General features: G+C 66.1%; 19 protein-coding genes, 1 pseudogene and 1 riboswitch. Of the genes and pseudogenes, 10 read left to right on the plus strand and 10 right to left on the minus strand.

What is annotated here, in order from left to right:
* Genes IE224_RS16365 through IE224_RS16380 form a run of 4 tightly spaced genes read right to left on the minus strand, consistent with a single transcriptional unit; the run spans position 1 to position 4,021 of the window.
* Positions 1–1,665: a thiamine pyrophosphate-dependent enzyme gene (locus tag IE224_RS16365; RefSeq protein ID WP_191311893.1), complete on the minus strand. Its 1,665-nt coding sequence runs from the start codon at positions 1,663–1,665 to the stop codon at positions 1–3.
* Positions 1,666–1,692: 27 nt separating this feature from the next.
* Positions 1,693–3,048 carry a sensor histidine kinase gene (locus IE224_RS16370; protein ID WP_191311895.1) on the minus strand — a complete coding sequence of 452 codons (1,356 nt, stop codon included), beginning with the start codon at positions 3,046–3,048 and terminating at the stop codon, positions 1,693–1,695.
* Positions 3,048–3,710: a response regulator transcription factor gene (locus tag IE224_RS16375; protein ID WP_167621456.1), complete on the minus strand. Its 663-nt coding sequence runs from the start codon at positions 3,708–3,710 to the stop codon at positions 3,048–3,050. The genes IE224_RS16370 and IE224_RS16375 overlap by 1 nt, the downstream gene beginning before the upstream one ends.
* Complete coding sequence (locus tag IE224_RS16380; protein ID WP_191311897.1) at positions 3,710–4,021, minus strand: PepSY domain-containing protein; 312 nt, start codon at positions 4,019–4,021, stop codon at positions 3,710–3,712. The genes IE224_RS16375 and IE224_RS16380 overlap by 1 nt, the downstream gene beginning before the upstream one ends.
* A 137-nt stretch (positions 4,022–4,158) precedes the next feature.
* Here IE224_RS16380 and IE224_RS16385 point away from each other — a divergent pair, with 137 nt between their 5' ends.
* The 3 genes from IE224_RS16385 to IE224_RS16395 all read left to right on the plus strand — a co-directional run bounded on the left by IE224_RS16385 (position 4,159) and on the right by IE224_RS16395 (position 8,624).
* Positions 4,159–4,821 carry a calcium-binding protein gene (locus IE224_RS16385; protein WP_191311898.1) on the plus strand — a complete coding sequence of 221 codons (663 nt, stop codon included), beginning with the start codon at positions 4,159–4,161 and terminating at the stop codon, positions 4,819–4,821.
* 132 nt (positions 4,822–4,953) lie between these two features.
* Positions 4,954–7,905, plus strand: coding sequence for a hybrid sensor histidine kinase/response regulator (locus tag IE224_RS16390; protein ID WP_202380222.1), 2,952 nt, complete (start codon positions 4,954–4,956; stop codon positions 7,903–7,905).
* A gap of 37 nt (positions 7,906–7,942) precedes the next feature.
* Positions 7,943–8,075, plus strand: a riboswitch (FMN riboswitch).
* A gap of 75 nt (positions 8,076–8,150) precedes the next feature.
* The gene (locus IE224_RS16395) at positions 8,151–8,624 is read left to right on the plus strand and encodes a 6,7-dimethyl-8-ribityllumazine synthase (protein ID WP_191311900.1); all 474 of its coding nucleotides are present in this window, start codon (positions 8,151–8,153) and stop codon (positions 8,622–8,624) included.
* 38 nt (positions 8,625–8,662) lie between these two features.
* Here the strand turns inward: IE224_RS16395 and glmS are convergent, their stop codons facing one another.
* Entirely contained in the window at positions 8,663–10,480 is a 1,818-nt protein-coding gene (gene glmS, locus IE224_RS16400; protein WP_191311902.1) for a glutamine--fructose-6-phosphate transaminase (isomerizing), read from the minus strand.
* Complete coding sequence (gene glmU / locus IE224_RS16405; protein ID WP_191311904.1) at positions 10,480–11,823, minus strand: bifunctional UDP-N-acetylglucosamine diphosphorylase/glucosamine-1-phosphate N-acetyltransferase GlmU; 1,344 nt, start codon at positions 11,821–11,823, stop codon at positions 10,480–10,482. Before glmU ends, glmS begins: the two co-directional genes overlap by 1 nt.
* A gap of 114 nt (positions 11,824–11,937) precedes the next feature.
* On the opposite strand from glmU, the gene IE224_RS16410 reads away from it, so the two are divergent.
* Both IE224_RS16410 and IE224_RS16415 read left to right on the plus strand, forming a co-directional pair.
* Positions 11,938–12,612 carry an HAD-IA family hydrolase gene (locus IE224_RS16410; RefSeq protein ID WP_191311906.1) on the plus strand — a complete coding sequence of 225 codons (675 nt, stop codon included), beginning with the start codon at positions 11,938–11,940 and terminating at the stop codon, positions 12,610–12,612.
* Between the two features lie 171 nt (positions 12,613–12,783).
* Positions 12,784–13,353, plus strand: coding sequence for a hypothetical protein (locus tag IE224_RS16415; RefSeq protein WP_191311908.1), 570 nt, complete (start codon positions 12,784–12,786; stop codon positions 13,351–13,353).
* A 32-nt stretch (positions 13,354–13,385) separates the two neighbouring features.
* Here the strand turns inward: IE224_RS16415 and bfr are convergent, their stop codons facing one another.
* Both bfr and IE224_RS16425 read right to left on the minus strand, forming a co-directional pair.
* A complete protein-coding gene (bfr, locus tag IE224_RS16420) occupies positions 13,386–13,871 on the minus strand; it encodes a bacterioferritin (protein WP_167621465.1) in 486 nt (161 codons plus the stop codon).
* Positions 13,819–14,112 carry a (2Fe-2S)-binding protein gene (locus tag IE224_RS16425; RefSeq protein WP_167621466.1) on the minus strand — a complete coding sequence of 98 codons (294 nt, stop codon included), beginning with the start codon at positions 14,110–14,112 and terminating at the stop codon, positions 13,819–13,821. The genes bfr and IE224_RS16425 overlap by 53 nt, the downstream gene beginning before the upstream one ends.
* Positions 14,113–14,229: 117 nt before the next feature.
* Here IE224_RS16425 and queA point away from each other — a divergent pair, with 117 nt between their 5' ends.
* The 4 genes from queA to IE224_RS16445 all read left to right on the plus strand — a co-directional run bounded on the left by queA (position 14,230) and on the right by IE224_RS16445 (position 20,479).
* A complete protein-coding gene (queA, locus tag IE224_RS16430; RefSeq protein WP_191311910.1) occupies positions 14,230–15,276 on the plus strand; it encodes a tRNA preQ1(34) S-adenosylmethionine ribosyltransferase-isomerase QueA in 1,047 nt (348 codons plus the stop codon).
* 79 nt (positions 15,277–15,355) lie between these two features.
* Positions 15,356–16,618 (plus strand): MFS transporter, encoded by a 1,263-nt coding sequence (locus tag IE224_RS16435; RefSeq protein ID WP_191311912.1) that lies wholly within the window; start codon positions 15,356–15,358, stop codon positions 16,616–16,618.
* A 68-nt stretch (positions 16,619–16,686) separates the two neighbouring features.
* Positions 16,687–18,078, plus strand: a complete 1,392-nt coding sequence (gene lpdA / locus IE224_RS16440; RefSeq protein ID WP_191311914.1) for a dihydrolipoyl dehydrogenase — start codon at positions 16,687–16,689, stop codon at positions 18,076–18,078.
* A 109-nt stretch (positions 18,079–18,187) separates the two neighbouring features.
* The gene (locus IE224_RS16445) at positions 18,188–20,479 is read left to right on the plus strand and encodes a glycosyl hydrolase family 28-related protein (protein ID WP_191311916.1); all 2,292 of its coding nucleotides are present in this window, start codon (positions 18,188–18,190) and stop codon (positions 20,477–20,479) included.
* A gap of 47 nt (positions 20,480–20,526) precedes the next feature.
* Here the strand turns inward: IE224_RS16445 and IE224_RS16450 are convergent, their stop codons facing one another.
* A complete protein-coding gene (locus IE224_RS16450) occupies positions 20,527–21,000 on the minus strand; it encodes a HugZ family pyridoxamine 5'-phosphate oxidase (RefSeq protein WP_191311918.1) in 474 nt (157 codons plus the stop codon).
* A gap of 576 nt (positions 21,001–21,576) precedes the next feature.
* Positions 21,577–21,681, minus strand: a pseudogene (locus IE224_RS16455) (transposase); the annotation flags it as partial.
* Between the two features lie 466 nt (positions 21,682–22,147).
* On the opposite strand from IE224_RS16455, the gene acs reads away from it, so the two are divergent.
* The gene (acs, locus tag IE224_RS16460) at positions 22,148–24,103 is read left to right on the plus strand and encodes an acetate--CoA ligase (protein WP_191311920.1); all 1,956 of its coding nucleotides are present in this window, start codon (positions 22,148–22,150) and stop codon (positions 24,101–24,103) included.
* The last annotated feature ends 3 nt before the right edge of the window (positions 24,104–24,106 follow it).

The raw sequence follows: 24,106 nt of genomic DNA on the forward strand, positions 1-24,106 counted from the left end.
TCAGCCCTCGTGCCGCGACAGCGCGGCTTCTCGCATCTGGGTCAGGGTCTGGCGCGGGGTCAGCGCCTCGGGCGAGATGTCCAGATCCAGAAGCGCGCCGGTCCTGGACTGCATGGCGCGGCCGAAGGCCGCCGCGAAATCGCCGGTCGCGCCCACGCGTTCGGCATGGAAGCCATAGGCGCGGGCCAGCATCACGAAATCCGGGTTCTGCATGGTCGTGCCGGACACGCGGGCGGGATAGTTGCGTTCCTGATGCGCGCGGATGGTGCCGTAGATGCCGTTGTTCAGGACCAGCACGATGGGCTGAGCCCCGGCCTGCGCGGCGGTCGCCAGCTCGGCGCAGGTCATCTGGAAATCGCCGTCGCCCGCGAAGCAGACCACGGTGCGGCGGGGATGGGCGACCTTTGCCGCGATCGCCGCGGGCAGGCCGTATCCCATCGCGCCCGACTGCGGGGCCAGCAGCCGCGCCTTGGGGCCGAAGGCGAAGAACTTGTTGGGCCAGACCGCGAAGTTGCCCGCGCCGTTCGTCAGGATCGCGTCCTCGGGCAGGGTGGCGCGCAGGTGGTCCATCACCGCGACCATGTCCACGGGCGAGGGTTGCGCCGGCGCCTGCATCGAGGCCAGGAACCCCGCCCGCGCCGCCCTGCGCCAGTCGGCCCAAGGGCCGGTGACCGGGCGCAATGCATCGGCAAAGGCGTTCGGACCCGCCTGGATGCCAAGCTGCGGCTGATAGATCTTGCCGATCTCGGCATCCGAGGCATGGACATGGATCAGCACCTGTTCCGGCTGCGGCACCCGCAGCAGCGTATAGGCGTCCGTGGTCATCTCGCCGAAGCGCACGTTCACGGCCAGCAGCAGGTCGCATTCCGCGATCAGGCGGCGCACATGGGTCGGCATCCCCACGCCCGCCTCGCCCGCATAGACCGGCGAGGTGTTGTCGACGCAATCCTGGAAGCGGAAGGCCGCTAGGACGGGGATGTCGGACGCCTCGGCAAAGCGTTGCAGCGCGGCCTTGCCCTGCGCGGTCCAGGTGCAGCCGCCGGTCAGGATCAGCGGGCGCCTGGCCCCGGCCAGCATGGTCAGCGCCTTGTCCAGGGCGGCAGGCAGGGGCGCGGGCTCGGCGATCTCGGCCGGGCCGGTCAGTGGCGGGGTGTCGGTCTGGCTGGTCAGCATGTCCTCGGGCAGGGCGATAACGACGGGGCCGGGGCGGCCGGTCACGGCGGTCTTCCAGGCGCGGGCCAGGATTTCCGGGATGCGGTCGGCGCGGTCGATCTGGACGGCCCATTTCGCCATGCTGCCGAAGACGGCGGGATAGTCGATTTCCTGGAAGGCCTCGCGCCCGATCATGTCGGTGCCGACCTGGCCCACCAGCACCAGCATCGGCGCGCTGTCCTGCATGGCGGTGTGGATGCCGATGGCCGCGTTGGTGACCCCTGGGCCACGGGTGACAAGGCAGATGCCGGGCTTGCCTGTCAGCTTGCCCCAGGCCGAGGCCATGAAGGCCGCGCCGCCCTCGTGCCGGCACAGCACGAAATCCAGCCGCCCCTGCGTGTCGTGCAGCGCGTCCAGCACCGCCAGATAGCTTTCGCCCGGAATGCCGAATGCCTTGGTCGCCCCAAGCGCCATCAGGCAATCCACCACCAAAGCCCCGCCCGTCCGTGTCATGTCCTGCCCCCTTGTTGTTGGGGCAGCTTATCGGCGGGTTGCTGCTGCTGCCAGTGTCAGTTCGACGCAAAGGCCGGGGCGGGTGTTGGTCAGGGTCAGGTCGCCCCCCGCCGCCTCGGCGATGTCGCTGACGATGGCAAGGCCGATGCCCTGCCCGTCGCCGCTTTCGTCAAGGCGCATTCCCCGCTGCGGCAGGCTTGCCAGGGCCGTGTCGGGCACGCCGGGGCCGTCGTCGCAGATGGCGATCCTTACGCGGCTGCCCTGCCGGGTCACGACCGCCTCGACCACGGCGTCGGCGTGATGCATCGCGTTTTCCAGAAGCGCGCCAAGCGCCTCGGTCAGGTCGTCGGGGTCGATGCGCGCGCGCGGGGCGGGATCGTCGACGCGGGTCTGCCAGTCAATCGTCCCGCCCTTCGGCGTGCGCTTCAGCACCTTGACGAGCCGGGCCAGCACGGCGGCGGGATCGGCCTCGGCCGCGTGGCGGTCGGACTGGATGCGCGCGCGGGTGAGTTCGCGTTCCACCAGCCGCCGCATCGAGGTCACGACCGTCTCGATGCTGCCGGCGATTTCCGGCTCTCCCCGGCCGCGCAGGGTGCCGGCGTCGCCCAGAAGCGCCTGAAGCGGCGTCTTGAAGCCATGCGCCAGATCCCCCGCCCGGTGCCGCGCGCGCAGCAGTTCGGCATCGCGGGCGTCCAGAAGCGCGTCCAGTTGCCGCGACAGGGGCAGCATCTCGTCGGGCAAGTCGGTGCCGATCCGCGACCGCTGCCCCTGGGTCAGCGCCTTCACGCGGTCCGCGACCTCGGCCAGGGGCGACAGGCCGATGCGGATCTGCAGCCAGGACGCGATGCCCAGCAGCAGGCCCAGGAAGGCCAGGTATGGCATGAGGTCGGCCAGGAAATCCTGCCGCGCCGCCGTCAGCACCGCCCGGTCCGAGGCAACGATGATCCGCAGGGAAAGGGCTTGTGGGCCGCGTCCCACCAGCAGGCTTTGCTCCACGGCCAGCAGGCGTTCCCCCTGCGGTCCGGGCAGGTCCAGCACCTCGGTCCGGCCCGGCGGAGGGGCCGCGCGATCCATGGGCAGGCTGTAATCCCACAGCGACCGCGACCGCTGCACATCGGATCCCAAGGCCACCTGCCAGTAATGGCCCGAGAATGGCTGCTGATACAGCCGGTCCGGCGGCGGCGCGGCCAGCCGCGGCACGCCTTCGGCGTCATGTTCGACGATCCCGGCCAGGGTCTGGGCGCGGGCTTCCAGATCGCCCACGGCCACCCGTTCGACATGGCGTTCGAACAGCAGGGCCAGGCCAAGCGCGGCCCCCCACAGCGTCACCACGATGGCAAAGGCGCCGACGACCAGCAGCCGCAGCCGCAGGGACCGCCGCATCAGCCGGGCGCCCCCAGGTCATAGCCGAAGCCGCGCCGGGTGTGGATCAGCCCCGGCCCGATCTTGCGGCGCAGCCGGGCGATCACCGCCTCGAGCGCATTGGCGTCGCGCGCGTCGTCGTCGCCGTAGAGATGCTCCAGCAGTTCCGAGGGTGGCACGGTCCGGTCCCGGTGCAGCGTCAGATAGGACAGCAGCCGGTATTCCAGCGGCGTCACGGCCAGCGGCACGCCCGCCAGCGACACCGACATGCGGTTGAGGTCCACCGAAAGCGCCCCCACCTGCTGGACGGATGTCGCGCGCCCCCCCGAACGGCGCACCAGGGCGCGGGCGCGGGCGATCAGCTCCTCCATCCGGAAGGGCTTGGGCAGGTAATCGTCGGCGCCCGCGTCGATCCCCTCGACCCGTTCCGTCCAGGCGCCGCGGGCGGTCAGGATCAGGACCGGGCTGTCGCAACCCTCGGCCCGCCAGCGTTTCAGCACCGAAAGCCCGTCCAGGCGCGGCAGGCCCAGGTCCAGCACGATCAGGTCATAGCTTTCGGTTCCGCCGCGGAACCAGGCGGCTTCGCCATCCTCGACATGCTCGACCCGGAAGCCCGCGGATTCAAGCGCGCGGGTCAGGTCGGCGGCGATGCGGCGGTCGTCCTCGACCACAAGGGCGCGCATCAGTCGTCGTCTTCCTCCTCGACCTTCAGGACCTGGCCGGTGGCGGCGTCCATGTCGACCTCGATCAGCCGGCCGTCCGGCGTGATCAGCTCGACCTCATAGACGCGGGTTCCGTCGGAATATTCAAGCTCGACCTCGACCACGGTGCCGGGGTGTTCGCCCTCCAGCAGGCGAAGGATCTGGGCAAGCGGCAGGATCTCGCCCCGCTCGACGGCCCCCTGGGCCAGTTCGAAGTCGGGAAGGGGTTCCTGCTGGCCGCCGACGGCCGAGGGCAGGAGCATCGCAAGGATGATGGCGGGAAGATGTTTCATGACCCTGTCATAGCGCGACCGTCCTGACAAATGCCTGACAGGCGGCGTCAGGATGCTGTCAGGGCGCATGGGTTAGACCGATTCGCGTAACAGGGCCCTGCCGTAGGGGCGGCCCATCAGCGAAAAAGGAAAAGCACATGGCACGGAAGACCGGCACGGACAAAGCAGACAGCATCTTCGGCACCTCGCTGTCCGACTGGCTTGCGGGACTGCGCGGCGACGACCTGATCCGGGGCTATGCCGGCAATGACGACATCTATGGCGGCGACGGCAACGACACGGTCTACGGTGGCCTTGGCCGCGACGACATCGAGGGCGGGCGCGGCAACGACCGCCTGTTCGGCGGCGACGGCAATGACGACCTGGAAGGCAACGACGGCCACGACCGCCTGTCGGGCGAGGCCGGCAATGACGAGCTGGAAGGCGGGCGAGGCTTTGACTGGCTGTCGGGCGGCAGCGGCAACGACGATCTGGAAGGAGAGCGCGGCAACGACACGCTGCTGGGCGGCGCGGGCCGCGACACGCTGGAAGGCGGCGCGGGCAACGACATCCTGACCGGCGGCGCGGGCGTGGACTTCTTCGAGTTCGAGCGCGGCGACGGGCGCGACCGCATCACCGACTTCCAGAACGGCGTGGACCGGATCGAACTGGACGACTTCAGCCGCGCCCAGGTCAGCCAGATCATCAACGGCGCCCGCCAGCAGGGATCGGACGTGGTGATCGTGCTGGACGCGAACACCTCGATCACCCTCGAGGACATGCAGCGCGGCCAGCTGGACCTGAGCGACTTCACCTTCTAAGGCCTTCAACGGGCGGGCCGGCAAGCCCGCCCGATTGATTTTCATTCAATGCTAACCATGCCGCATGGTCGCAGCTTGCGGCCCATGCGATCCATCCCTAATTTCCGGCGCTAAACCCGGATCTTTTGGTGGATGATGACGACAGACCTGCCCCTTTCCCCCTGGCCAGTCGGCGGCGGCGTCTGCGGAGAGCTTGTTCGGAACCTCGACTGGTCACGCAGCTCGGTGGGGCCGATCGACAGCTGGCCCATGCATCTGCGGATCAAGGTCAGTTCGCTGCTGAACTCTCCCATCCCGCAGGTGCTGATGTGGGGTCCGGATCATGTCATGATCTACAACGACAGCTATGCCGAGATCGCGGGAAACTATCACCCGCGCGCGCTTGGAGGCACCGTTCCCGAGATCTGGCCCGAGATCTGGGACTGGAACCGCCAGATCCTTGAACGGGGCTTGCGCGGCGAGGTACAGGCCCATCGCGAACATTCGATGGTGCTGCACCGCAAGGGCGTCCCCGAGACCGTGGTCTTCGACCTGTTCTACACGCCCATCTACAACGAGAACGGCAGCCGGGTGGACGGCGTGCTGTGCACCGTTCTTGACATCACCCAGTCCGTCCAGGCGCGCGAGGCCCTGGCCGAAAGCCGCGCCGAACTGTACCACCTGTCCGACGCCCTGCCGATCCTGGTGGCGTTTCTGGACAAGACGCTGACCTTCCGTTTCGCCAACCAGTGCTATCTTGAGGTCTTCGGGCTGGAGATCGAACAGGTCATCGGCAAGCAGATTTCCGATATCCTTGGCGCAACCCAGGCCGAACTGACCCAGGAAATGCTGGGCAATGCGCTTGCGGGCGAGACGGTGAACGTGGACGCGATCGTGCGCCTGCCGGGCGATCGCCCCCGCGCCTTCGAAATGCGCTGCCTGCCGCGCAAGACCCGCGACGACCGGATCGACGGCGTCTACATGATCCTGATCGACATCGAGGATCGCAAGCAGACCGAAACCCGGCTGCGCGACAGCAACGACCGCTTCCACGCGGCGGTCGAGGCGATCCACAGCATCCTGTGGACCAACACGGCCGACGGCCGGATGAGCGGCGAGCAGCGGGGCTGGGCATCCCTGACCGGGCAGGCCTTCGAGGAATACCAGGATTACGGCTGGTCGAATGCCGTTCATCCCGACGACCGCGCCAGCAGCATCGAGGCATGGCAGCGCGCGCTGGAAACGACAACGACCTTTGAATGGGAACATCGGGTTCGCTGCATCGATGGCGAATACCGCATCTTCGCGATCCGCGCCGTTCCCACCCTGAACGGCCAGGGCAGGATCAAGGAATGGGTCGGCGTCCATACCGACATCACCGAGCAACGGCTGGGCGAGGCCCAGCTTCAGGCCCAGGCCGAGGATTTGCAGCGCCAGGTCAGCCATCGCGAACGCGCCGAGGAACAGCTTCGCCGTCTCAACGAGACGCTAGAGGCGCGCGTGGCCGAGGAGATCGAGCAGCACCGCAAGACCGAACAGGCCCTGCACCGCGCGCAGAAGATGGAATCCATGGGCCAACTGACCGGCGGCGTGGCGCATGATTTCAACAATCTTCTGCAGGTGATAAACGGCAATCTTCAGATGCTGGCCAAGGATGTCGAGGGCGACCCCCGCGCCAGCCAGCGAGTCGAGAATGCGCTGTCCGCCGTATCCCGCGGGGCAAAGCTGGCCAGCCAGCTTCTGTCCTTCGGCCGTCGCCAGCCGCTTGAACCCCGGGTGATCCAGCCCTGCCGCCTTGTCAGCGAGATGGACGAGTTGCTGCGCCGTTCCCTGGGCGAGGCGATCGAGGTGCAGGTGGTGGTGCCCGACGGCCTGTGGAACATCTGCGTGGACCGCGCCCAGCTTGAAAGCGCGCTGCTGAACCTGGCCATCAACGCCCGCGACGCGATGGACGGCCCAGGCCTTTTGACCATCGAGATGTCGAACACCCGCCTGGACGAGGTTTATGCAGCGGTTGCGGGCGACGTCTCGGCGGGGGACTATGTGATGCTGGCCGTCACCGACACCGGCTGCGGCATGACCCCCGAGGTGCTTGAACGGATCTTCGATCCCTTCTATTCCACCAAGCCCGAAGGCCGCGGCACCGGCCTTGGGATGTCGATGGTCTATGGCTTCGTGAAGCAGTCAGGAGGGCATGTGTCCGTCTATAGCGAACCCGGCGAAGGGACGACCGTGCGGATCTATCTGCCGCGCTCCGAGAACGAGGAAGACACCGATGTCCCGCTGTTCGACGGGCCCGTCGTCGGCGGGTCCGAAACGATCCTGGTGGTCGAGGATGACGAGGCCGTGCGGGGCACCGTCGTGGACCTGCTGACCTCGCTTGGCTACAATGTGTTGACGGCGCGGGACGCCCAGGCGGGGCTGGCGGTCGTGGAAAGCGGGCTGCATATCGACGTGCTGTTCACCGATGTGGTGATGCCCGGCGGCCTGTCCAGCCGCGACATGGCGCGGCGGGCGCAGGACATCCTGCCCGGCCTGGGGGTGCTGTTCACCTCGGGCTATACGGAAAACTCCATCGTGCATGGCGGCAGGCTGGATCCGGGGGTCGAGTTGCTGTCCAAGCCCTATCCGCGCGAGGCACTGGCCCGCCGCCTGCGCCACGTCATCGCCAATGCCCAGCAGGTCCGCAGCGCCATCGCCGAGGATCGGGCGGCCCAGCCCGGGGAACGGCCCGAGCCGGCGGCGGGGCGCCCGGTGTCGATCCTGCTGGTCGAGGACAATGCCCTGATCCGCGCCGACACCGCCTTCATGCTGGAGGACATGGGTCATGCGGTCGCGCAGGCCGGCAAGGCCGCCCCGGCGCTGGGCAAGCTGCAAGAGCAGAGCTTCGACCTGCTACTGACCGATCTTGGTTTGCCGGACATGAACGGCAATGACCTGGCGCAAAAGGCGGTCGAGATGCAGCCGGGCCTGGCGGTCGTCTATGCCACGGGCGACAGTGACCTGCCTGCCGGCTGCCCCCGCCAGACGGTGCTTCTGTGCAAGCCCTATGGCGAGGATCAGTTGCGCGGCGCGGTGCAGGAGGCCTTGGCGCGGCTTGGCTGAGGCCTCTTGGCGGGCCCTGTCTTGCGTGCTATGCAAATCCCGTTCTCAGGGCGGGGTGAAATTCCCCACCGGCGGTCACAGCCCGCGAGCGCCCTTCGGCAACGAAGGGGTCAGCAGATCCGGTGAAACTCCGGGGCCGACAGTCATAGTCTGGATGAAAGAGAACCGTGGCCGCGTCCTTTCCCGGGGGCGGTCATGGCTCGTGTCCTGGGACCATACGCAAGTCAACGTAAGGTTCCTGAAAGATGACCCACAAGACCCCTCGCATCGCATTCATCAAGGCCCGCTGGCATTCCGATGTCGTGGACCGCGCCCATGACGGTTTCCTGGCCGAACAGCAGCGCCTGATCCCCGGCGCCACCGTCGTGGCCTTTGACGTGCCCGGCGCATTCGAGATGCCGCTGCTGGCCAAGAAGCTGGCACAGACCGGCAAATACGACGCCGTGGTCGCCGCCGCCCTTGTCGTCGATGGCGGCATCTACCGCCACGATTTCGTCGCGACTGCCGTTGTCACCGGCCTGATGAATGTCGGGCTGAAAACCGGTGTGCCCTGCTTCTCGGTTTCGCTGACGCCGCACAATTACCAGGAAACCGAACTGCTGACGGGCTTTTACCGCGACCACTTCGTCAAGAAGGGCGCCGAGGCCGCGCAGGCCGTCCACCAGATGCTGGAACTGGACGCCCGGATCGCCGCCGAAACCCGCGCCGACGCCGCATAAGGAAAAGGCGCGCGGGTTTGGCCCCGCGCGCCTTTTCTTCATTCCACCGTGACCGATTTCGCCAGGTTGCGGGGCTGGTCCACATCCGTGCCCTTGGCCACCGCGGTGTGATAGGCCAGATACTGCATCGGGATCGCATACAGGATTGGCTGGAACACTCCTCCGCCCGACGGCATCCGCAGGGTCGCCTGCACCCCGTGGCTGGCCGAGGACAGGCCTGCTTCGTCCGACAGAAGCAGGATCGGGCCGTGGCGGGCCATCACCTCCTGCATGTTCGAGACGGTCTTGTCGAACAGCGCGTCATGCGGGGCCAGCACGATCACCGGCACGTCGCGGTCGATCAAGGCGATGGGTCCGTGCTTCAGCTCGCCCGAGGCATAGCCTTCGGCGTGGATATAGCTCAGCTCCTTCAGCTTCAGCGCGCCTTCAAGGGCCACCGGATACAGCGCGCCCCGGCCCAGGAACAGCACGTCGCGCGCCTGGGACAGCCATTCGGACTGGGCGCGGCAATCGTCCGACAGGTTCAACGCCTGCTGCATCAGGCCAGGGATCGACCGCAGGTCGGCCAGATGCGCGGCAAGGGCGGCATCGTCGATGCGTCCCCGGTCATGGGCGGCCTTCAGCGCCAGGATCGCCAGAACCGTCAACTGGCAGGTAAAGGCCTTCGACGACGCCACGCTGACCTCGATCCCTGCCCGCGTGGGCAGGGCGATGTCGGAATCGCGCGCAATGGCCGAGGTGCCGACGTTCACCAGGCCCACGGTGCGGGCGACATGGTTGCGGGCGTAATGCAGCGCAGCCAGCGTGTCCGCGGTCTCGCCCGACTGGCTGACGGCGATGAACCAGCTTGTGGGCGACAGCGGCGGCTCGCGATAGCGGAACTCAGACGCCACGTCGATGTCGCAGGGCAGGCCGGCCAGTTGCTCGAACCAGTATTTCGCCACATGGCCCGCCAGATGGGCGGTGCCGCAGCCCACAAGGCTGATCCGGTCGACACCGTTGAAATCCATCCCGTCGGGCAGCACGATCCGGTCGCCCTTCACGTAATGGTTCAGCACGTCGCCCATGACCACCGGTTGTTCGGCGATCTCCTTGGCCATGAAGTGGCGATAGCCGCCCTTGTCGATGGTTGCGGCACCCGCGTCGATGCGGGCCTCGGCCCGGTGGGTCTGGTTGCCATCGGCATCGAAGACCTGGACGCCCGAGCGCGTCAGGATCGCATGGTCGCCATCGTCCAGATAGGTGATCCGGTCGGTGAAGGGCGCAAGCGCCACGGCGTCCGAACCCAGGAACATCTCGCCGTCGCCATGGCCGATCGCCAGGGGGCTGCCCTTGCGGGCGGCGATCATCAGGTCGGGCTGGCCGTCGAAGATGAAGGCAAGGGCGAAGGCGCCCTTCAGCCGCGCCAGCGTCCGGCGCGCGGCGTCCACGGGCGAGGCGCCCCCGGCCATGTAATGCGCGGCCCACAGCGCGACGGTTTCGGTATCGGTCTGGGACTGCGCGTGAATCCCCAGGGTCACCAGTTCGTCGCGCAACTCGCGGAAGTTCTCGATGATGCCGTTGTGGACCACGGCCACGGGGCCGGACTGGTGGGGATGGGCGTTCACCTCGGTCGCGGCGCCGTGGGTGGCCCAGCGGGTATGGCCGATGCCGATATGGCCGGGCAGGGGCTCGTGGACCAGGCGGTCCGACAGGTTCACCAGCTTGCCCACGGCCCGGCGACGGTCCAGCCGCCCGCTGGAATCCACCGTCGCCACGCCGGCGCTGTCATAGCCGCGATATTCCAGCCGGCGCAGCGCGTCGACCAGTTGCGGGGAAACCTCGTGCGATCCCAGGATGCCAATGATGCCGCACATCAGCGGGCCTCCTTCTTGGCGCGCAGGGCTGCCATCAAGCGGGTTGCAAGGCCCGGCTTCGTGACCTGACGCGCACGGCCCAGGGCCAGGGCACCGTCGGGCACGTCCTCGGTAATGACGGAACCCGATCCGGTCATGGCGTCGTCGCCCACGCGGACGGGGGCGACCAGCATCGTGTCGCTGCCGATGAAGGCGCGGGCGCCGATTTCCGTGCGGTGCTTCATCACGCCGTCATAGTTGCAGGTGATCGTGCCCGCGCCGATATTCGTGCGCTCGCCCACATGGGCGTCGCCCAGATAGGTGAGGTGGCCGACCTTGGCGCCTTCGTCCAGCACCGCGTTCTTGATTTCCACGAAGTTGCCCACGTGCACATCGCCGCCCAGTTCCGCGCCGGGGCGCAGGCGGGCGAAGGGACCGACGGTCGCGCCCGAGGAGACATGGCAGCCCTCCAGATGGCAGAAGGGCAGGATCTCGGCCCCCGATTCGATCGTGACGCCGGGGCCGAAGACGACGTTCTGGCCGATCACCGCATCGCGCCCGATCACCGTGTCCAGCGCGAACCAGACCGAGGCCGGGTCGCATAGCGTCACCCCGTCTTCAAGCGCGCGACTGCGGGCGCGGTCCTGGAACGAGGCCTCGGCCGCAGCCAGTTCGATGCGGGTGTTGATGCCCAGGGTTTCGGCTTCGTCGCAGGTCACCACATCGGCGCTGCGGCCTTCCGCGCGGGCCAGGGCCACGAGGTCGGTCAGGTAGTATTCGCCCGAGGCGTTCTGGTTCGTCAGCCGCACGATCAACTGGCGCAGCAGCGACGCGTCAAGCGCCATGACCCCGGAATTGCACAGCGCGATCTCGCGCGTGGCGGCGTCGGCGTCCTTGAACTCGACGATCCGTTCCAGTCCGCGGCTGGTCACGATCAGGCGGCCATAGCGGCCGGGATCCTCGGCCTCGAAACCCAGCACCACCAGGTCGGACGGATGCGCGGCAAGGGCCGCCAGCGTCTCCTCGCCGATGAAGGGCGTGTCGCCGTAAAGGACGATCACCTTGCCCTCGAATCCTTCAAGCTCGGGCAAGGCCTGGCGGACGGCGTGGCCGGTGCCAAGCTGTTCGGACTGCAGAACGATCCGCGCATCAGGATCGATCTTGCCCACGGCCTTAGTCACCTGGTCGGCACCGTGGCCTGCGACGACGATCACCTGCTCGGGGTCAACCGTTCGGGCGACCGACAGGGCGTGTCCGACCAGCGGCACGCCCGCCAGCCTGTGCAGCACCTTGGGCAGGTCGGACTGCATCCGGCTGCCTTGTCCGGCTGCCAGAATCACGATCGCTACTGATTTGTCTGCCATGCCTGTCCCAATGCCTGTTCAAATTCTTTGCCGCGCGTTCTAATCGGGCTGCGCCGCCTGGGGAAGCCCCGGGCGTTCACCTTTGGTGACCAATCATTGCGGGGAAGACAGGGAATGGCAGGAACGGTGGTTTTTGATCTGGATGGCACGCTGGCCGATACCTCGGCCGACCTGATCGCCGCGGCCAATGCCTGCTTTGCCGCGCGGGGCATCGATGTCGCCCTGGACCCCGTCGCCGATGCGCTGACCGCCTTTCACGGCGGGCGGGCCATGCTGCGCGCGGGCTATGGCCGCATGGGGTCAGGGATGCTTTTGCCGCCCGGCGCCGAGGATGAGGATTTTCCCCGTCTTCTCAGCCATTACGGCGAAAACATCGCGGTCCACACGAAGCTTTATCCTGGGGTCGAGGAAACGCTGGATCGCCTGCAGGCAGACGGTCACATCCTTGCCGTCTGCACCAACAAGCCCGGGGCCCTGGCGGAAGCGCTGCTGGATGCACTGGGCGTCCGGGGCCGCTTTGCCTCGATGATTGCCGCCGACACGTTGCCGGTCAGGAAGCCCGACCCGCGTCCTTACCATGCCGCGGTCGAGCGGGCAGGGGGCAGGGTCGCCTCCTCGTTCCTGGTGGGCGACACGGAAACCGACCGGAAGACGGCGACGGCTGCGGGCGTCAAGGTGGCGCTTGTGTCCTTCGGACCTGAGGGCGAGGGGATCAGCCGCCTGGCCCCCGATGCCCTGATCGCCCATTTCGAGGAACTGCCTGAACTTGCCCGCCTTTGGCTGGGCTGAAGAAAATCGCGCGGTCCGCCATAACTGACCATTTGGACATATTCCCAATCTCGCACCGACCGAATATGAACGACTTGTTTACAAGTGTTCGATGTTTGTCAGTGTCATTTACGGGTCCGCGAACTGCGGTCTGCATCCTGGCCTGCCGACATGCAAGACCAGGGTTTTTCAATGCAGCCGGTTTGCGCGGCCGATGACCAATGCCTTTATTTCTTCCCGAACATGGGTTTTCGCCCCGCTGTTCATGTTGTGCAGCGCGACCAGTACGGGGATCACCTGACGCTGGTGGTGGGCGACGACAGTCCCCTGGAAGGCAAGGTGCCGCCTGGATACAACAACTTCCTGCCCGCCCTTGATGTTTATGCGCCGGTCGGCGGCACGCCCGCGGCTGTTCTGGCGGCATCGACGCCCGGCACCCCTGGCGGGGGCTGGGCCATGCCCTTCGTGCCGATCTTCGGAGGCGGCGGCGGATCCGGAGGCGGCAGGCCGCCGATCGAGGATACATCGTCGGTTCCGCCAGAAGGCGGCACGCCCGTCACGCCTGGCAAGCCGCCAGTGACCCCGCCGACCACCACCGAGCCCGGCAAGCCCCAGCCGCCCAAGGAACCCTGGCCCCCGACCACCGAACAACCAGTCGATCCGCATCTGCCCCCGCTGCAGCCTGTTCCGCTGCCGGATGCAGCGCCCCTGCTGATCGCGTCGCTGCTGGCCTTTGCGGTGTTGCGCCGGATCGCCCGCTAGGGCTGCCGCCCCGTTTCCGGGACGGCGCCGGATTATTCGGCCTCGTCCGCCGGCTTGGCGTTCAACTGGCCATAGTTCTGGGCGCCGATCGTGTCGAACAGTTGCAACTGTGTTTCGAGGAAGTCGATATGGCCTTCCTCGTCCTCGATCAGGTCGTCGAACAGCGACTTGGAAACCTGGTCGTTGATGCTGGAGCAGTATTCGCGGGCTTCCAGATACAGCGTGCGGGCATCATGTTCCGCCGCCAGGTCCGATTCCAGCGTTTCGCGCAGGTTCTGTCCGATCCGTAGCGGGTCCAGCTTCTGCAGGTTCGGGTGGCCTTCCAGGAAGATGATTCGCTGGATCAGGCGATCGGCGTGATTCATCTCCTCGATGGATTCGGCGCGCGACTTGTCGGCGATGCGGCCGAAGCCCCAGTCCTCCTGCAGGCGGTAATGCAGCCAGTACTGGCTGACCGCGGTCAGTTCAGACCGCAGCGCCGCGTTGAGATACTCGATGACCTTTGCGTCGCCCTTCATGATGGCTTTCCTTTGCGATCTCTGATTTTGCCCGCAAAATCGGCGGGGCTACGCCCAGATTATCGCAGTGACGCATGGTGTCCAGAAAGAGCGGCATGCACCCGCCGCAGTCGGCCCGCTTGCCCAGGGCGTGATAGATCTTGCCGGGCGTGATGATGGTCTGGGGGTCGGCGCTCCGCATCCAGTCGATGGCTGCCTTGATCTCATGATCCGAGATTTGCGTGCAGTGGCAGACGATCATCGCATGGCTCCTGTTTGGCCGAAACTTAGCGTTTCAGTCGGAAAAGTAAAGGTGACAAGTTTGCTAGGTCAGCCTTCGTCTTGACGGTCGGGCCACGGCGGGCGCAAAAGCGCGGCCATGAAACTGTCAGATTTCGACTTCGACCTGCCCCCGTCGCTGATCGCCACGCGCCCGGCCCGCCCGCGCAGTTCGGCCCGGCTGCTGCTGGCCCAAGGCGGTGCGATCCAGGACCGGCGGGTCAGTGATCTGCCGGACATCCTGCGCGCGGGCGACGTGCTGGTGCTGAACGACACCAAGGTGATCCCCGCCCGGCTGAACGGCACCCGCAGCCGCGCCACCCCTCAGGGCGAGGCCGTGGCGCGGATCGAGGTGACGCTGCTGGAACCCGCCTCGGACGGCTGGCGCGCGCTTGCAAAACCCCTTCGCAAGCTGCGCGAGGGCGAGGTGATCCGTTTCGGCAAGGCGCTGTCGGCCGAGGTGGCCGATATCACCGGGGGCGAATTGCGCCTGCGCTTTGACGCGGAAGGCGACGCCTTCGATGCGGCGTTGCAGCAGGTGGGTGCGATGCCGCTGCCGCCCTATATCGCCGCCCTGCGCGCCCCGGACGACCAGGACCGGCAGGATTACCAGACGGTCTGGGCGGCCCGGCAGGGCGCGGTCGCGGCACCGACCGCCAGCCTGCATTTCGACGATGCCCTGCTGGACAGCCTGTCCGCGAAGGGCGTGGAGTTCGTCCATGTCACCCTGCATGTCGGCGCGGGCACCTTCCTGCCCGTCAAGGTCGAGGATGTGACCACCCACCGGATGCACGCCGAATGGGGCGCGGTCAGCGCCGAGGCCGCAGCCGCAATCAACCGCGCCAAGGCCGAGGGCCGCCGTGTCATTCCGGTCGGCACCACCGCGCTGCGCCTGATCGAATCGGCGGCCACCGATGACGGACGCGTCGCTCCCTTCGAGGGAACGACCGACATCTTCATCTATCCCGGCTATCACTTCCGGGTGACCGATGGGCTGATGACCAACTTCCACCTGCCGAAATCGACGCTGCTGATGCTGGTCTCGGCGCTGATGGGGCCGGAAAAGATCAGGGAAATCTATGCCCATGCGGTCGGGACGGGCTACCGTTTCTTCAGCTATGGCGATTCGTCGCTGCTGATCCCATAGGGTCGCTTTCCGGGTGGCCCCCCTGCGCGGGATGGGCGAGACAGGGGGCCGACCCCCGCAATCCGAATTGAGACGACCGATGCTTTCTGTGCTGCGAACCACTTGGCCGCTGTTCCTGGGGATCCTGCTGCTGATGGTCGGCAACGGGATGCAGGGTACGCTGCTGGGCATCCGCGGCGGCATCGAGGGGATCCCCACCTTCCAGATGTCGGTCGCGATGTCGGGTTACTATGCGGGCTTCCTGCTGGGCAGCCTGTCGGTGCCGGCGCTGATCAAGAACGTGGGTCATGTGCGGGTCTTCGCGGCGCTCGGGTCGATGATCTCGTCCGTGCTGGTGCTTTATTCGGTCGAGCCCAACTGGATCTGGTGGACCATCCTGCGCCTGATCATCGGCTATTGCTTCTGCGGGGTCTACATTACCGCCGAAAGCTGGCTGAACGCGGGGTCCACCAACGAGAACCGCGGCCAGACCCTGTCGGCCTACATGATCGTGCAACTGCTGGGGATCGTGGCGGCGCAGGCGCTGCTGAATGTCAGCGATCCGGGCGGATACACGCTGTTCATCGTCGCGTCCGTCCTGGTGTCCTTCGCCTTCATGCCGATCCTTCTGTCGGCGCGTCCTGCGCCGCAGTTCCAGACCATCAAGCGCATGACGTTCAGGCAGCTTTACCGCGCCTCGCCGCTGGGATGCGTGGGCATCTTCCTGATCGGCGGGGTCTTTGCGGTTCTGTCCGGCATGTCGTCGGTCTGGGGCGCGGCCATCGGCCTGTCGGTCGCCCAGATCTCGATCTTCGTGGCGGCAAGCTATGCGGGCGGTCTGGTGATGCAGTATCCGATCGGCTGGATTTCGGACCGCTATGACCGTCGCAAGCTGGTGCTGATGCTGTCCGCAGTCGGGGCTGCGACAGGGGTCGCGGTCCTTGCCGCGCAGCCCGGCACGCTGGGGCTGGTGGTTGCGGGCGCGCTGATGGGCGGGCTGGTCAACCCGATCTATGCGCTGCTGCTGGCCTATACCAACGACTACCTGGACCAGACGGACATGGCGGCGGCCTCGGCCGGGCTGCTGTTCATCTATGGCATCGGATCGATGGGCGGTCCGGTCATCACCGGCTGGCTGATGGAGGTCATCGGTCCCGACGGGTTCTGGGTCTACATGGGTCTGCTGCTGGCGCTGCTGACGGTTTATGCCGGCTGGCGCACCACCCGCCGCCGCGCCCTGACGCCCGAGGAGCAGGGCAACTTCGCCGTCATCACGCCCAACGCCACGACCATCGCCATCGAGGCTGCGTTGGACGAGAAGCAATCCGACCCAGGCGACCGCAAGGCTGCTGACGCCGCGTAACCGGCCTGCTTGTTCCCCCTGCCGGATTGGTTTAACGCTGAACTATCGTGACCAGACGAGGGAAACCTATGGCCCAGAATTTCGACATGGTGGTGATTGGCGCGGGGCCCGGCGGCTATGTCGCCGCGATCCGCGGCGCGCAACTGGGCCTGAAGGTGGCCTGCATCGAACGCGAGCACCTGGGCGGCATCTGCCTGAACTGGGGCTGCATTCCTACCAAGGCGCTGCTGCGGTCGGCCGAGGTGTTCCACCTGATGCACCGCGCCAAGGACTTCGGGCTGTCGGCCGAGGGCATCGGCTTTGACCTGGAAAAGGTCGTGGCCCGGTCCCGCGGCGTCGCCAAGCAGCTGACCGGAGGCATCGGCCACCTGTTCAAGAAGAACAAGGTCACCACCATCATGGGAGAGGCGCGGCTGGTTGCTCCCGGCAAGGTCAGCGTCAAGACCGACAAGGGCACCGAGGAGGTCACGGCCAAGTCCATCGTCCTTGCCACCGGCGCGCGGGCCCGCGAACTGCCGGGGCTGGAGCCTGACGGAAAGCTGGTCTGGAACTACAAGCACGCGCTTGTGCCGCCGCATATGCCGAAAAAGCTGCTGGTCATCGGTTCGGGCGCCATCGGCATCGAGTTTGCCAGCTTCTTCAATACGCTGGGCGCCGATACCACGGTGGTCGAGGTGATGGACCGCGTCCTGCCAGTCGAGGATGCGGAAATCAGCGCCTTTGCCAAGAAGCAGTTCGTCAAGCAGGGCATGAAGATCCTGGAGAAGGCTACGGTCAAGAAGCTGGACCGCAAGGGCGGCACGGTGACGGCGCATATCGAAAGCAATGGCAAGACCGAGACGCAGAACTTCGACACGGTGATTTCCGCCGTGGGCATCGTCGGCAACGTGGAAAACCTCGGCCTGGAAGACCTGGGCGTGAAGATCGACCGCACCCATGTCCTGACCGACGAATACTGCCGCACCGGGGTCGAGGGGCTTTATGCCATCGGCGACGTGGCGGGCGCGCCCTGGCTGGCGCACAAGGCCAGCCATGAAGGCGTGATGGTGGCCGAGCTGATCGCGGGCGGGCACCCGCATCCGGTCAAGCCGTCGTCCATTGCCGGTTGCACCTATTGCCACCCGCAGGTGGCATCCGTCGGCCTGACCGAGGCCAAGGCCAAGGAACTGGGCCATGACGTCAAGGTCGGCCGCTTCCCCTTCGTCGGCAACGGCAAGGCGATCGCCCTTGGCGAACCGGAAGGCATGATCAAGACTGTCTTCGATGCCAAGACGGGCGAATTGCTGGGCGCGCATATGGTGGGCGCCGAGGTGACCGAACTGATCCAAGGCTATGTCATCGGTCGCCAGCTTGAGACGACCGAGCAGGATCTGATGGAGACGGTGTTCCCCCACCCGACCTTGTCCGAGATGATGCACGAATCCGTTCTGGACGCTTACGGCCGGGCGATCCACTTCTGAAATCCGTTGCGCGGGGCGGGGCTGCAACGCCCGCCCCGTCAATCCTGCGTTAACCGTTTGGTAACTATCCCTTCACCCATGCGCCTGCCGCGGCTGAAGGAGATAGGTCATGAACATCGCAATCACCAACGGGCTTCTGCTGATGCCGCCCGCCTTCCGGGGCGGCCTGGCCACTTGGTCGCGCACCGACGGCACGCCCGGCAGCCCCACCTGGGGAACGGCCGACAACGCGGCGCTTGTGCCCGCCGACCAGGACTTCGGCACCTGCCTCGAGGTGATGAAGCAGCAGACCACGACATCGATCCGCTTCATGGGCGAAACGCCGATGATCCCGGGCGTCTATCTGCGCGTCTCGGCCCGGATCAAGGCGGTGGCGGGGGCGCTGTGTTCGGCGCGCATCGCGGGCTGGGCGGGCAGCGGGTCGCGGGCGCGGGTGACGGGGCTTGTCGATGTCGGTCCGACCGTGCCCCTGACCACCTATGGCGACGTGGTCGAGATCAGCGCCATCGTCGGCATAGGCTCGCGCCGCGGCGTGGACATGGCCTGGGGCACGGGCCCCGTCTATGGCCATTTCGGGCTGGATCTGGTGGGCGCCAACGGCGGGGCCTTCCGCATTGAATCGATCCGGATCGAGGATGTGACGGCGGCCTTCATCCCCTCGCTGATCGACTGGGTGGACGTGCGCGACTTCGGCGCGCGGGGCGACGGCGTCACAAACGACCGCGCAGCCTTCATCGCCGCCGACCAGGCGGCGAATGGCGGGTCGATCCTGGTCCCGGAAGGCACGTTCTTCATCAGCGGCGACCTGGGTATCAGCAGCCCGATCCGCTTCAGGGGGACCATCCGCACGCCTGATTCGACGCGGGTGTCGTTTTTGCAAAGCTTCGACTTCCCCACCTATGCGGACGCCTTCGGCAGCGAGACGCTGGGCATGAAGAAGGCGCTGCAGGCGCTGTTCGGCTATACCGACCATGTGTCGCTGGACCTCTGCGGTCGCCGGGTCGACCTCGACGAACCGCTGGTGGTGGGGGCGCTGGCGCCTGACCTGACCGGCTTTTCCAATCGTCGCGTGATCTGCAACGGCAGCATCAGCGCCAAGGCCGGCCCTGCCTGGGACACTGGCCGCTGGACCAGCACCGGCACCTATGACCCGGCCCAGCCCCTGCGGCTTGCCAATGTCGCCAACGTCGCCGCGATCGAGGTCGGCAGCCGCATCATCGGCCCCGGCGTGGGGCGCGAGGTCTATGTGAACGCCCGCGACATCGCCGCGCGCACCTTGACCCTGTCGCAGCCGCTGCATGGCGGGGCGGGGACGCGAGGCTATTCCTTCGAACGATATCGCTACATGTTCGACTTCTCGGGGGTCGAGGTGTCGCGGCTGAATTTCGTCGATCTGGACCTGAACTGCGAAGGGGTCGCCAGCGGCATCATGCTGCCGCCCAAGGGGGAAATGATCGCGCTGCGCGACTGCTACCTGACCAAGCCCAGGGACCGGGGAATCACGTCCATCGGGCGGGGCTGCCAGGACATGCTGGTGGACCGCTGCCAGTTCCTGTCGAACGAGATGGACCTGCCCGCCCAGCAGCGCACCACCGTGGCCATCAACGTGAACGCCAATGACGTGAAGATGCGCGACAACCGCTTTGTCCGTTTCGCGCATTTCATGGTGGCGAATGGCGGCGGGCACATCATTTCGGGCAACCACTGGTTCCAGGGCGACGGCTCGGGCGACGGCTTGCGCTACGCCGGGCTGGTGCTGACCCGGCCCAATGTGCAGACGACGATCAACGGCAATTACATCGACAACGCCTCGATCGAATGGACCAACGAACACAGCGAGCAGCCGAACTTCACGGGCAATGAATACAGCTTCGGCGGGCTGACGATCAACGGCAACACCTGCCTGTGCAGCAATACCGCCCCCTGGTTCACCTGGCTGACCATCAAGCCCTATGGCACCGGCCATTTCATCCACGGCCTGACCGTGACCAGCAACGTCTTCAAGGCGCTTTACGGCGACGTGGACCGGATCGAGCGGGTCGATACCTCGGTCGCGGATCTGAACTATGACAACATGCGCAACCTGCAGTTCGAGGGGAACACCTTCAACGGGGTGAAAAGCTATGTCTCGAACCCGCTGATGCTGCAGCACAACCAGACTTCGACCTCGACCAGTTGGACGCTGCCGGTGATCGAGGGGCTGCCCTTCAAGGGCTGGGCCAAGTCGGTGCAGTCGGTGATTGCCGAAACGGCCATCACCAATGCCGCGGGGGCGCGGGTCGATACGGCGCCCTGGGTCCAGACCGAGATCGGGACGACCAAGCGCCAGCTTCGGCTGAACTGGCCTTCTGCGGTGCGGGGCAGGGTGACGGTCTACGCGCGGATGGACCGCCCGCAATAAGTCACTCGACCGAACCGCTGGCCGCCGCGACCCTCGCGGCGGCCTTGTCATGCGCCAAGATCCGCAGGCGTCAGGCGAAAAGCCGCACCGAAGCCCGCGTTCAGGAAACCTGCCACCGGCCGCAGGTGCCAGAAGCGGAAGTCCGGCAGGTCGATGAACACGGTCGCCTTGGGATGGGCGCGAAGCCAGCGGTCGCGCAGTTGTCCCGGTTCCTCGATCACGCTGGCCATGACCTGCAGCGACAGGCGCGGCCAGGTCATGGGATCGCCTTTCGCGCCTGGCTCATCCAGCAGCAGGGCGGCGCGCGGATCTGCGGCAAGCGCGCGGCTGTGGATTGCCAGTCCCGACAAAAGCGCCACCGGCAGGCCGGTCGAACCGGCCTGGCAGGCGATGCGCGACAGATGCGGATGACCTGTGGCCGGGTCGTTCACCGCCAGCACCGCATGACGCATCCGGGCCAGCATGTCGCGGGCCTGGTCGCGTGCGCGCGGGTCGCTGTCCTGGATCGGGGCGCGTGACATGGCGACAGGCTGCAGCGCAGGACAAGTTTGTGCAACCGTTGTGAAGGATTTACAATTCATAGAACATGATGGTCAAGTAATTCACAGAAAAAGCGTTTTGATAAAAACACTTAACAGAATGCTTCCGATGTGATTAACATCCTCAAGGGAGCGCCTGGAAGGGCTGCCGGGACTACGCAGACGGCAAGGACCAGCGGCCAGATGTCAAGCGAAGGGGAAGCCATGACAACCGAAACGATTCAAAAGCATCCGATACCTGCGGGTTTTGCGGGTGCGCATGTTGGTCCTGGGGATTACGCGCGTCTTTACGGCGAATCGNGAAATAATGCAGAAGCAAGATCAAAGCCTTCCAGATCCGCCCCATCCGGCGTGACACTGCTTTGCTCATCCCGCCCCGCTTCGCGCGGGGCTTTCTGCGTTCAGGCCGGGGGATGCGCAGCGCAGGGACAGCATCGAGGCCAGAACCCCCTCCAGGTCGCCCGCTTGCCCGCCATCGGCACAATCCCACCCCCTCCTCGATCAGCCCGCCGATCGCGTCGCAGGCCTCGCACTCCGCAACCAGATTCGTCAGGCAACGGTGATCGCCTCTGGAAAACCCGTCAGCCCGTCCATGAGGGTGATCAGGATGTCCTGCAGCCCCCGGTTCTTCAGCTCGCTCATCACCGACAGCCAGAACCTGGCGCTGTTGTCGGGCTAGCAGGTGCTCAGGGCGTTCAACATTCACCAGCAGTTCATCCAGAAGTTCCTCGGAAATCGTCATGCATGCTTCCTTCCGTGGAGCACGGACCCGATCAGTCATGCGCAAAAGATCGGACATTCTCTCACTGCGACATTCCCTGCCAGATACTGCCGCCGACCACGGCCAACATCCGCTGCCGCCTTGACCCCGTCAGCAACCCCCTGCCCGACGGGAACGGCCGGCAAATGCCGTCAGAACCGAGGCATGAACTTTCCAAAAGATATCTCCGACAATGTAAATGTTTTACTTTTGATATCCTTTGCCCGTAAATTTTTTTACCTGCGTAGAAAATACTTTATAGGCCGCCAAAGCCTGTGGTTTAATTTCTTTACAAACCCTTATCGCCGTCTGGTCCCCTGCCGGGTTTGACCTGACGAAGACACAAGCTCGCCATGTGAGGGAGGTCCCATGAGCGCTGACACGATTCAAAAGCATCCGATACCTGCGGGTTTTGCGGGTGCGCATGTTGGTCCTGGGGATTACGCGCGTCTTTACGGCGAATCGATGGCTGATCCCGAATCGTTCTGGGGCCGGGAAGGGCGGCGGCTGGACTGGATCCATCCCTACAGCACGGTCAAGAACACCGACTTCACCTTTGGCAAGGTCTCGATCAAGTGGTTCGAGGACGGGATCCTCAACGCCTCGGTCAACTGCGTCGACCGCCACCTGCCCAAGCGCGCCCACCAGACCGCGATCATCTTCGAGCCCGACGACCCCGCCACGCCCGCCCAGCACATCACCTATGCCCAGCTGTCGGAAAAGGTGAACCGCTTCGCCAACGTGCTTTTGTCCCAGGGCATCATGCGCGGCGACCGGGTGGTGATCTATCTGCCGATGATCCCCGAGGCGGCCTATGCGATGCTGGCCTGCGCGCGGATCGGGGCGATCCATTCCATCGTCTTCGCGGGCTTCTCGCCCGATGCGCTGGCCAACCGCATCAACGACTGCGGCGCCAAGGTGGTGATCACCGCCGACACCGCGCCGCGCGGCGGGCGCCGCACCAACCTCAAGTCGAACACCGATGCGGCGCTTCTGCATTGTTCCGACCGGGTGCGCTGCCTGGTGGTCAAGCATACCGGCGACCAGACCACCTGGATCGAGGGCCGCGACGTGGACGTGAAGGCGCTGATGGAGACGGTGGCGCCCGACTGCCCGCCCCGTCCCATGGGGGCCGAGGATCCGCTGTTCATCCTTTATACCTCGGGGTCCACCGGCAAGCCCAAGGGCGTCGTGCACACCACCGGCGGCTATCTGGTCTATGCCGCGATGACGCATCAATACACCTTCGACTATCGCGACGGCGACGTCTTCTGGTGCACGGCCGACGTGGGCTGGGTCACCGGCCACAGCTATATCGTCTATGGCCCCCTGGCCAATGGCGCCACCACCGTGATGTTCGAAGGCGTGCCCACCTGGCCCGATGCCGGCCGCTTCTGGGAGGTCTGCGCCAAGCACAAGGTCACCCAGTTCTACACCGCGCCGACCGCGATCCGGTCGCTGATGGCCAAGGGCACCGATCCGATCGGGGGCCACGACCTGTCGTCCCTGCGCATCCTGGGCACGGTGGGCGAGCCGATCAACCCCGAGGCCTGGACCTGGTACAACGACAATATCGGCAAGAACCGCTGCCCGATCGTGGACACCTGGTGGCAGACCGAGACCGGCGGCCACCTGATCACGCCCTTGCCCGGCGCCACCGAGACCAAGCCCGGCTCGGCCACGCTGCCCTTCTTCGGCATCAGGCCGGTGATCCTCGATCCCGCGACCGCCCAGGTCCAGGACGGCAACCCGGCCGAGGGGGTCCTGTGCATCGCCGACAGCTGGCCCGGCCAGATGCGCACGCTCTGGGGCGACCACGGGCGGTTCCAGGAGGCCTATTTCCAGCAATATCCGGGCTACTACTTCACCGGCGACGGCTGCCGGCGCGACGAGGACGGATACTACTGGATCACCGGGCGGGTGGACGACGTGATCAACGTCTCGGGCCACCGCATGGGCACGGCCGAGGTCGAGAGCGCGCTTGTGGCCCATGAAAAGGTCGCCGAGGCCGCGGTGGTGGGATACCCCCACCCGCTGAAGGGGCAGGGCATCTATGCCTATGTGACGCTGATGAACGGCGTCGAGCCCTCGGACGAGCTGCGCGGCGAGCTTGAGAAATGGGTCCGCACCGAGATCGGCCCCATCGCCAAGCCCGACGTGATCCAGTGGGCGCCCGGCATGCCCAAGACCCGCTCGGGCAAGATCATGCGCCGCATCCTGCGCAAGATCGCCGAAAACGACTACAGCAGCCTCGGCGACATCTCCACCCTCGCCGAACCCGAAGTCGTCGACGACCTCATCCAGAACAGGATGAACAGAGGGTGAAAA

Origin of the sequence: Paracoccus aerius, assembly GCF_014656455.1 — a bacterium.
In the GTDB taxonomy this organism is placed as follows: Bacteria; Pseudomonadota; Alphaproteobacteria; order Rhodobacterales; family Rhodobacteraceae; genus Paracoccus; species Paracoccus aerius.

Bases quoted from the DNA above. Each gene is read 5' to 3' on its own strand.
- IE224_RS16370 (WP_191311895.1), bottom strand. From the start codon at position 3,048: ATGCGGCGGTCCCTGCGGCTGCGGCTGCTGGTCGTCGGCGCCTTTGCC.
- IE224_RS16390 (WP_202380222.1), top strand. From the start codon at position 4,954: ATGATGACGACAGACCTGCCCCTTTCCCCCTGGCCAGTCGGCGGCGGC.
- IE224_RS16395 (WP_191311900.1), top strand. From the start codon at position 8,151: ATGACCCACAAGACCCCTCGCATCGCATTCATCAAGGCCCGCTGGCAT.
- IE224_RS16435 (WP_191311912.1), top strand. From the start codon at position 15,356: ATGCTTTCTGTGCTGCGAACCACTTGGCCGCTGTTCCTGGGGATCCTG.
- IE224_RS16365 (WP_191311893.1), bottom strand. From the start codon at position 1,665: ATGACACGGACGGGCGGGGCTTTGGTGGTGGATTGCCTGATGGCGCTT.
- IE224_RS16375 (WP_167621456.1), bottom strand. From the start codon at position 3,710: ATGCGCGCCCTTGTGGTCGAGGACGACCGCCGCATCGCCGCCGACCTG.
- IE224_RS16385 (WP_191311898.1), top strand. From the start codon at position 4,159: ATGGCACGGAAGACCGGCACGGACAAAGCAGACAGCATCTTCGGCACC.
- IE224_RS16415 (WP_191311908.1), top strand. From the start codon at position 12,784: ATGCAGCCGGTTTGCGCGGCCGATGACCAATGCCTTTATTTCTTCCCG.
- glmS (WP_191311902.1), bottom strand. From the start codon at position 10,480: ATGTGCGGCATCATTGGCATCCTGGGATCGCACGAGGTTTCCCCGCAA.
- bfr (WP_167621465.1), bottom strand. From the start codon at position 13,871: ATGAAGGGCGACGCAAAGGTCATCGAGTATCTCAACGCGGCGCTGCGG.
- lpdA (WP_191311914.1), top strand. From the start codon at position 16,687: ATGGCCCAGAATTTCGACATGGTGGTGATTGGCGCGGGGCCCGGCGGC.
- IE224_RS16445 (WP_191311916.1), top strand. From the start codon at position 18,188: ATGAACATCGCAATCACCAACGGGCTTCTGCTGATGCCGCCCGCCTTC.
- acs (WP_191311920.1), top strand. From the start codon at position 22,148: ATGAGCGCTGACACGATTCAAAAGCATCCGATACCTGCGGGTTTTGCG.
- glmU (WP_191311904.1), bottom strand. From the start codon at position 11,823: ATGGCAGACAAATCAGTAGCGATCGTGATTCTGGCAGCCGGACAAGGC.
- IE224_RS16380 (WP_191311897.1), bottom strand. From the start codon at position 4,021: ATGAAACATCTTCCCGCCATCATCCTTGCGATGCTCCTGCCCTCGGCC.
- IE224_RS16450 (WP_191311918.1), bottom strand. From the start codon at position 21,000: ATGTCACGCGCCCCGATCCAGGACAGCGACCCGCGCGCACGCGACCAG.
- IE224_RS16425 (WP_167621466.1), bottom strand. From the start codon at position 14,112: ATGATCGTCTGCCACTGCACGCAAATCTCGGATCATGAGATCAAGGCA.
- IE224_RS16410 (WP_191311906.1), top strand. From the start codon at position 11,938: ATGGCAGGAACGGTGGTTTTTGATCTGGATGGCACGCTGGCCGATACC.
- queA (WP_191311910.1), top strand. From the start codon at position 14,230: ATGAAACTGTCAGATTTCGACTTCGACCTGCCCCCGTCGCTGATCGCC.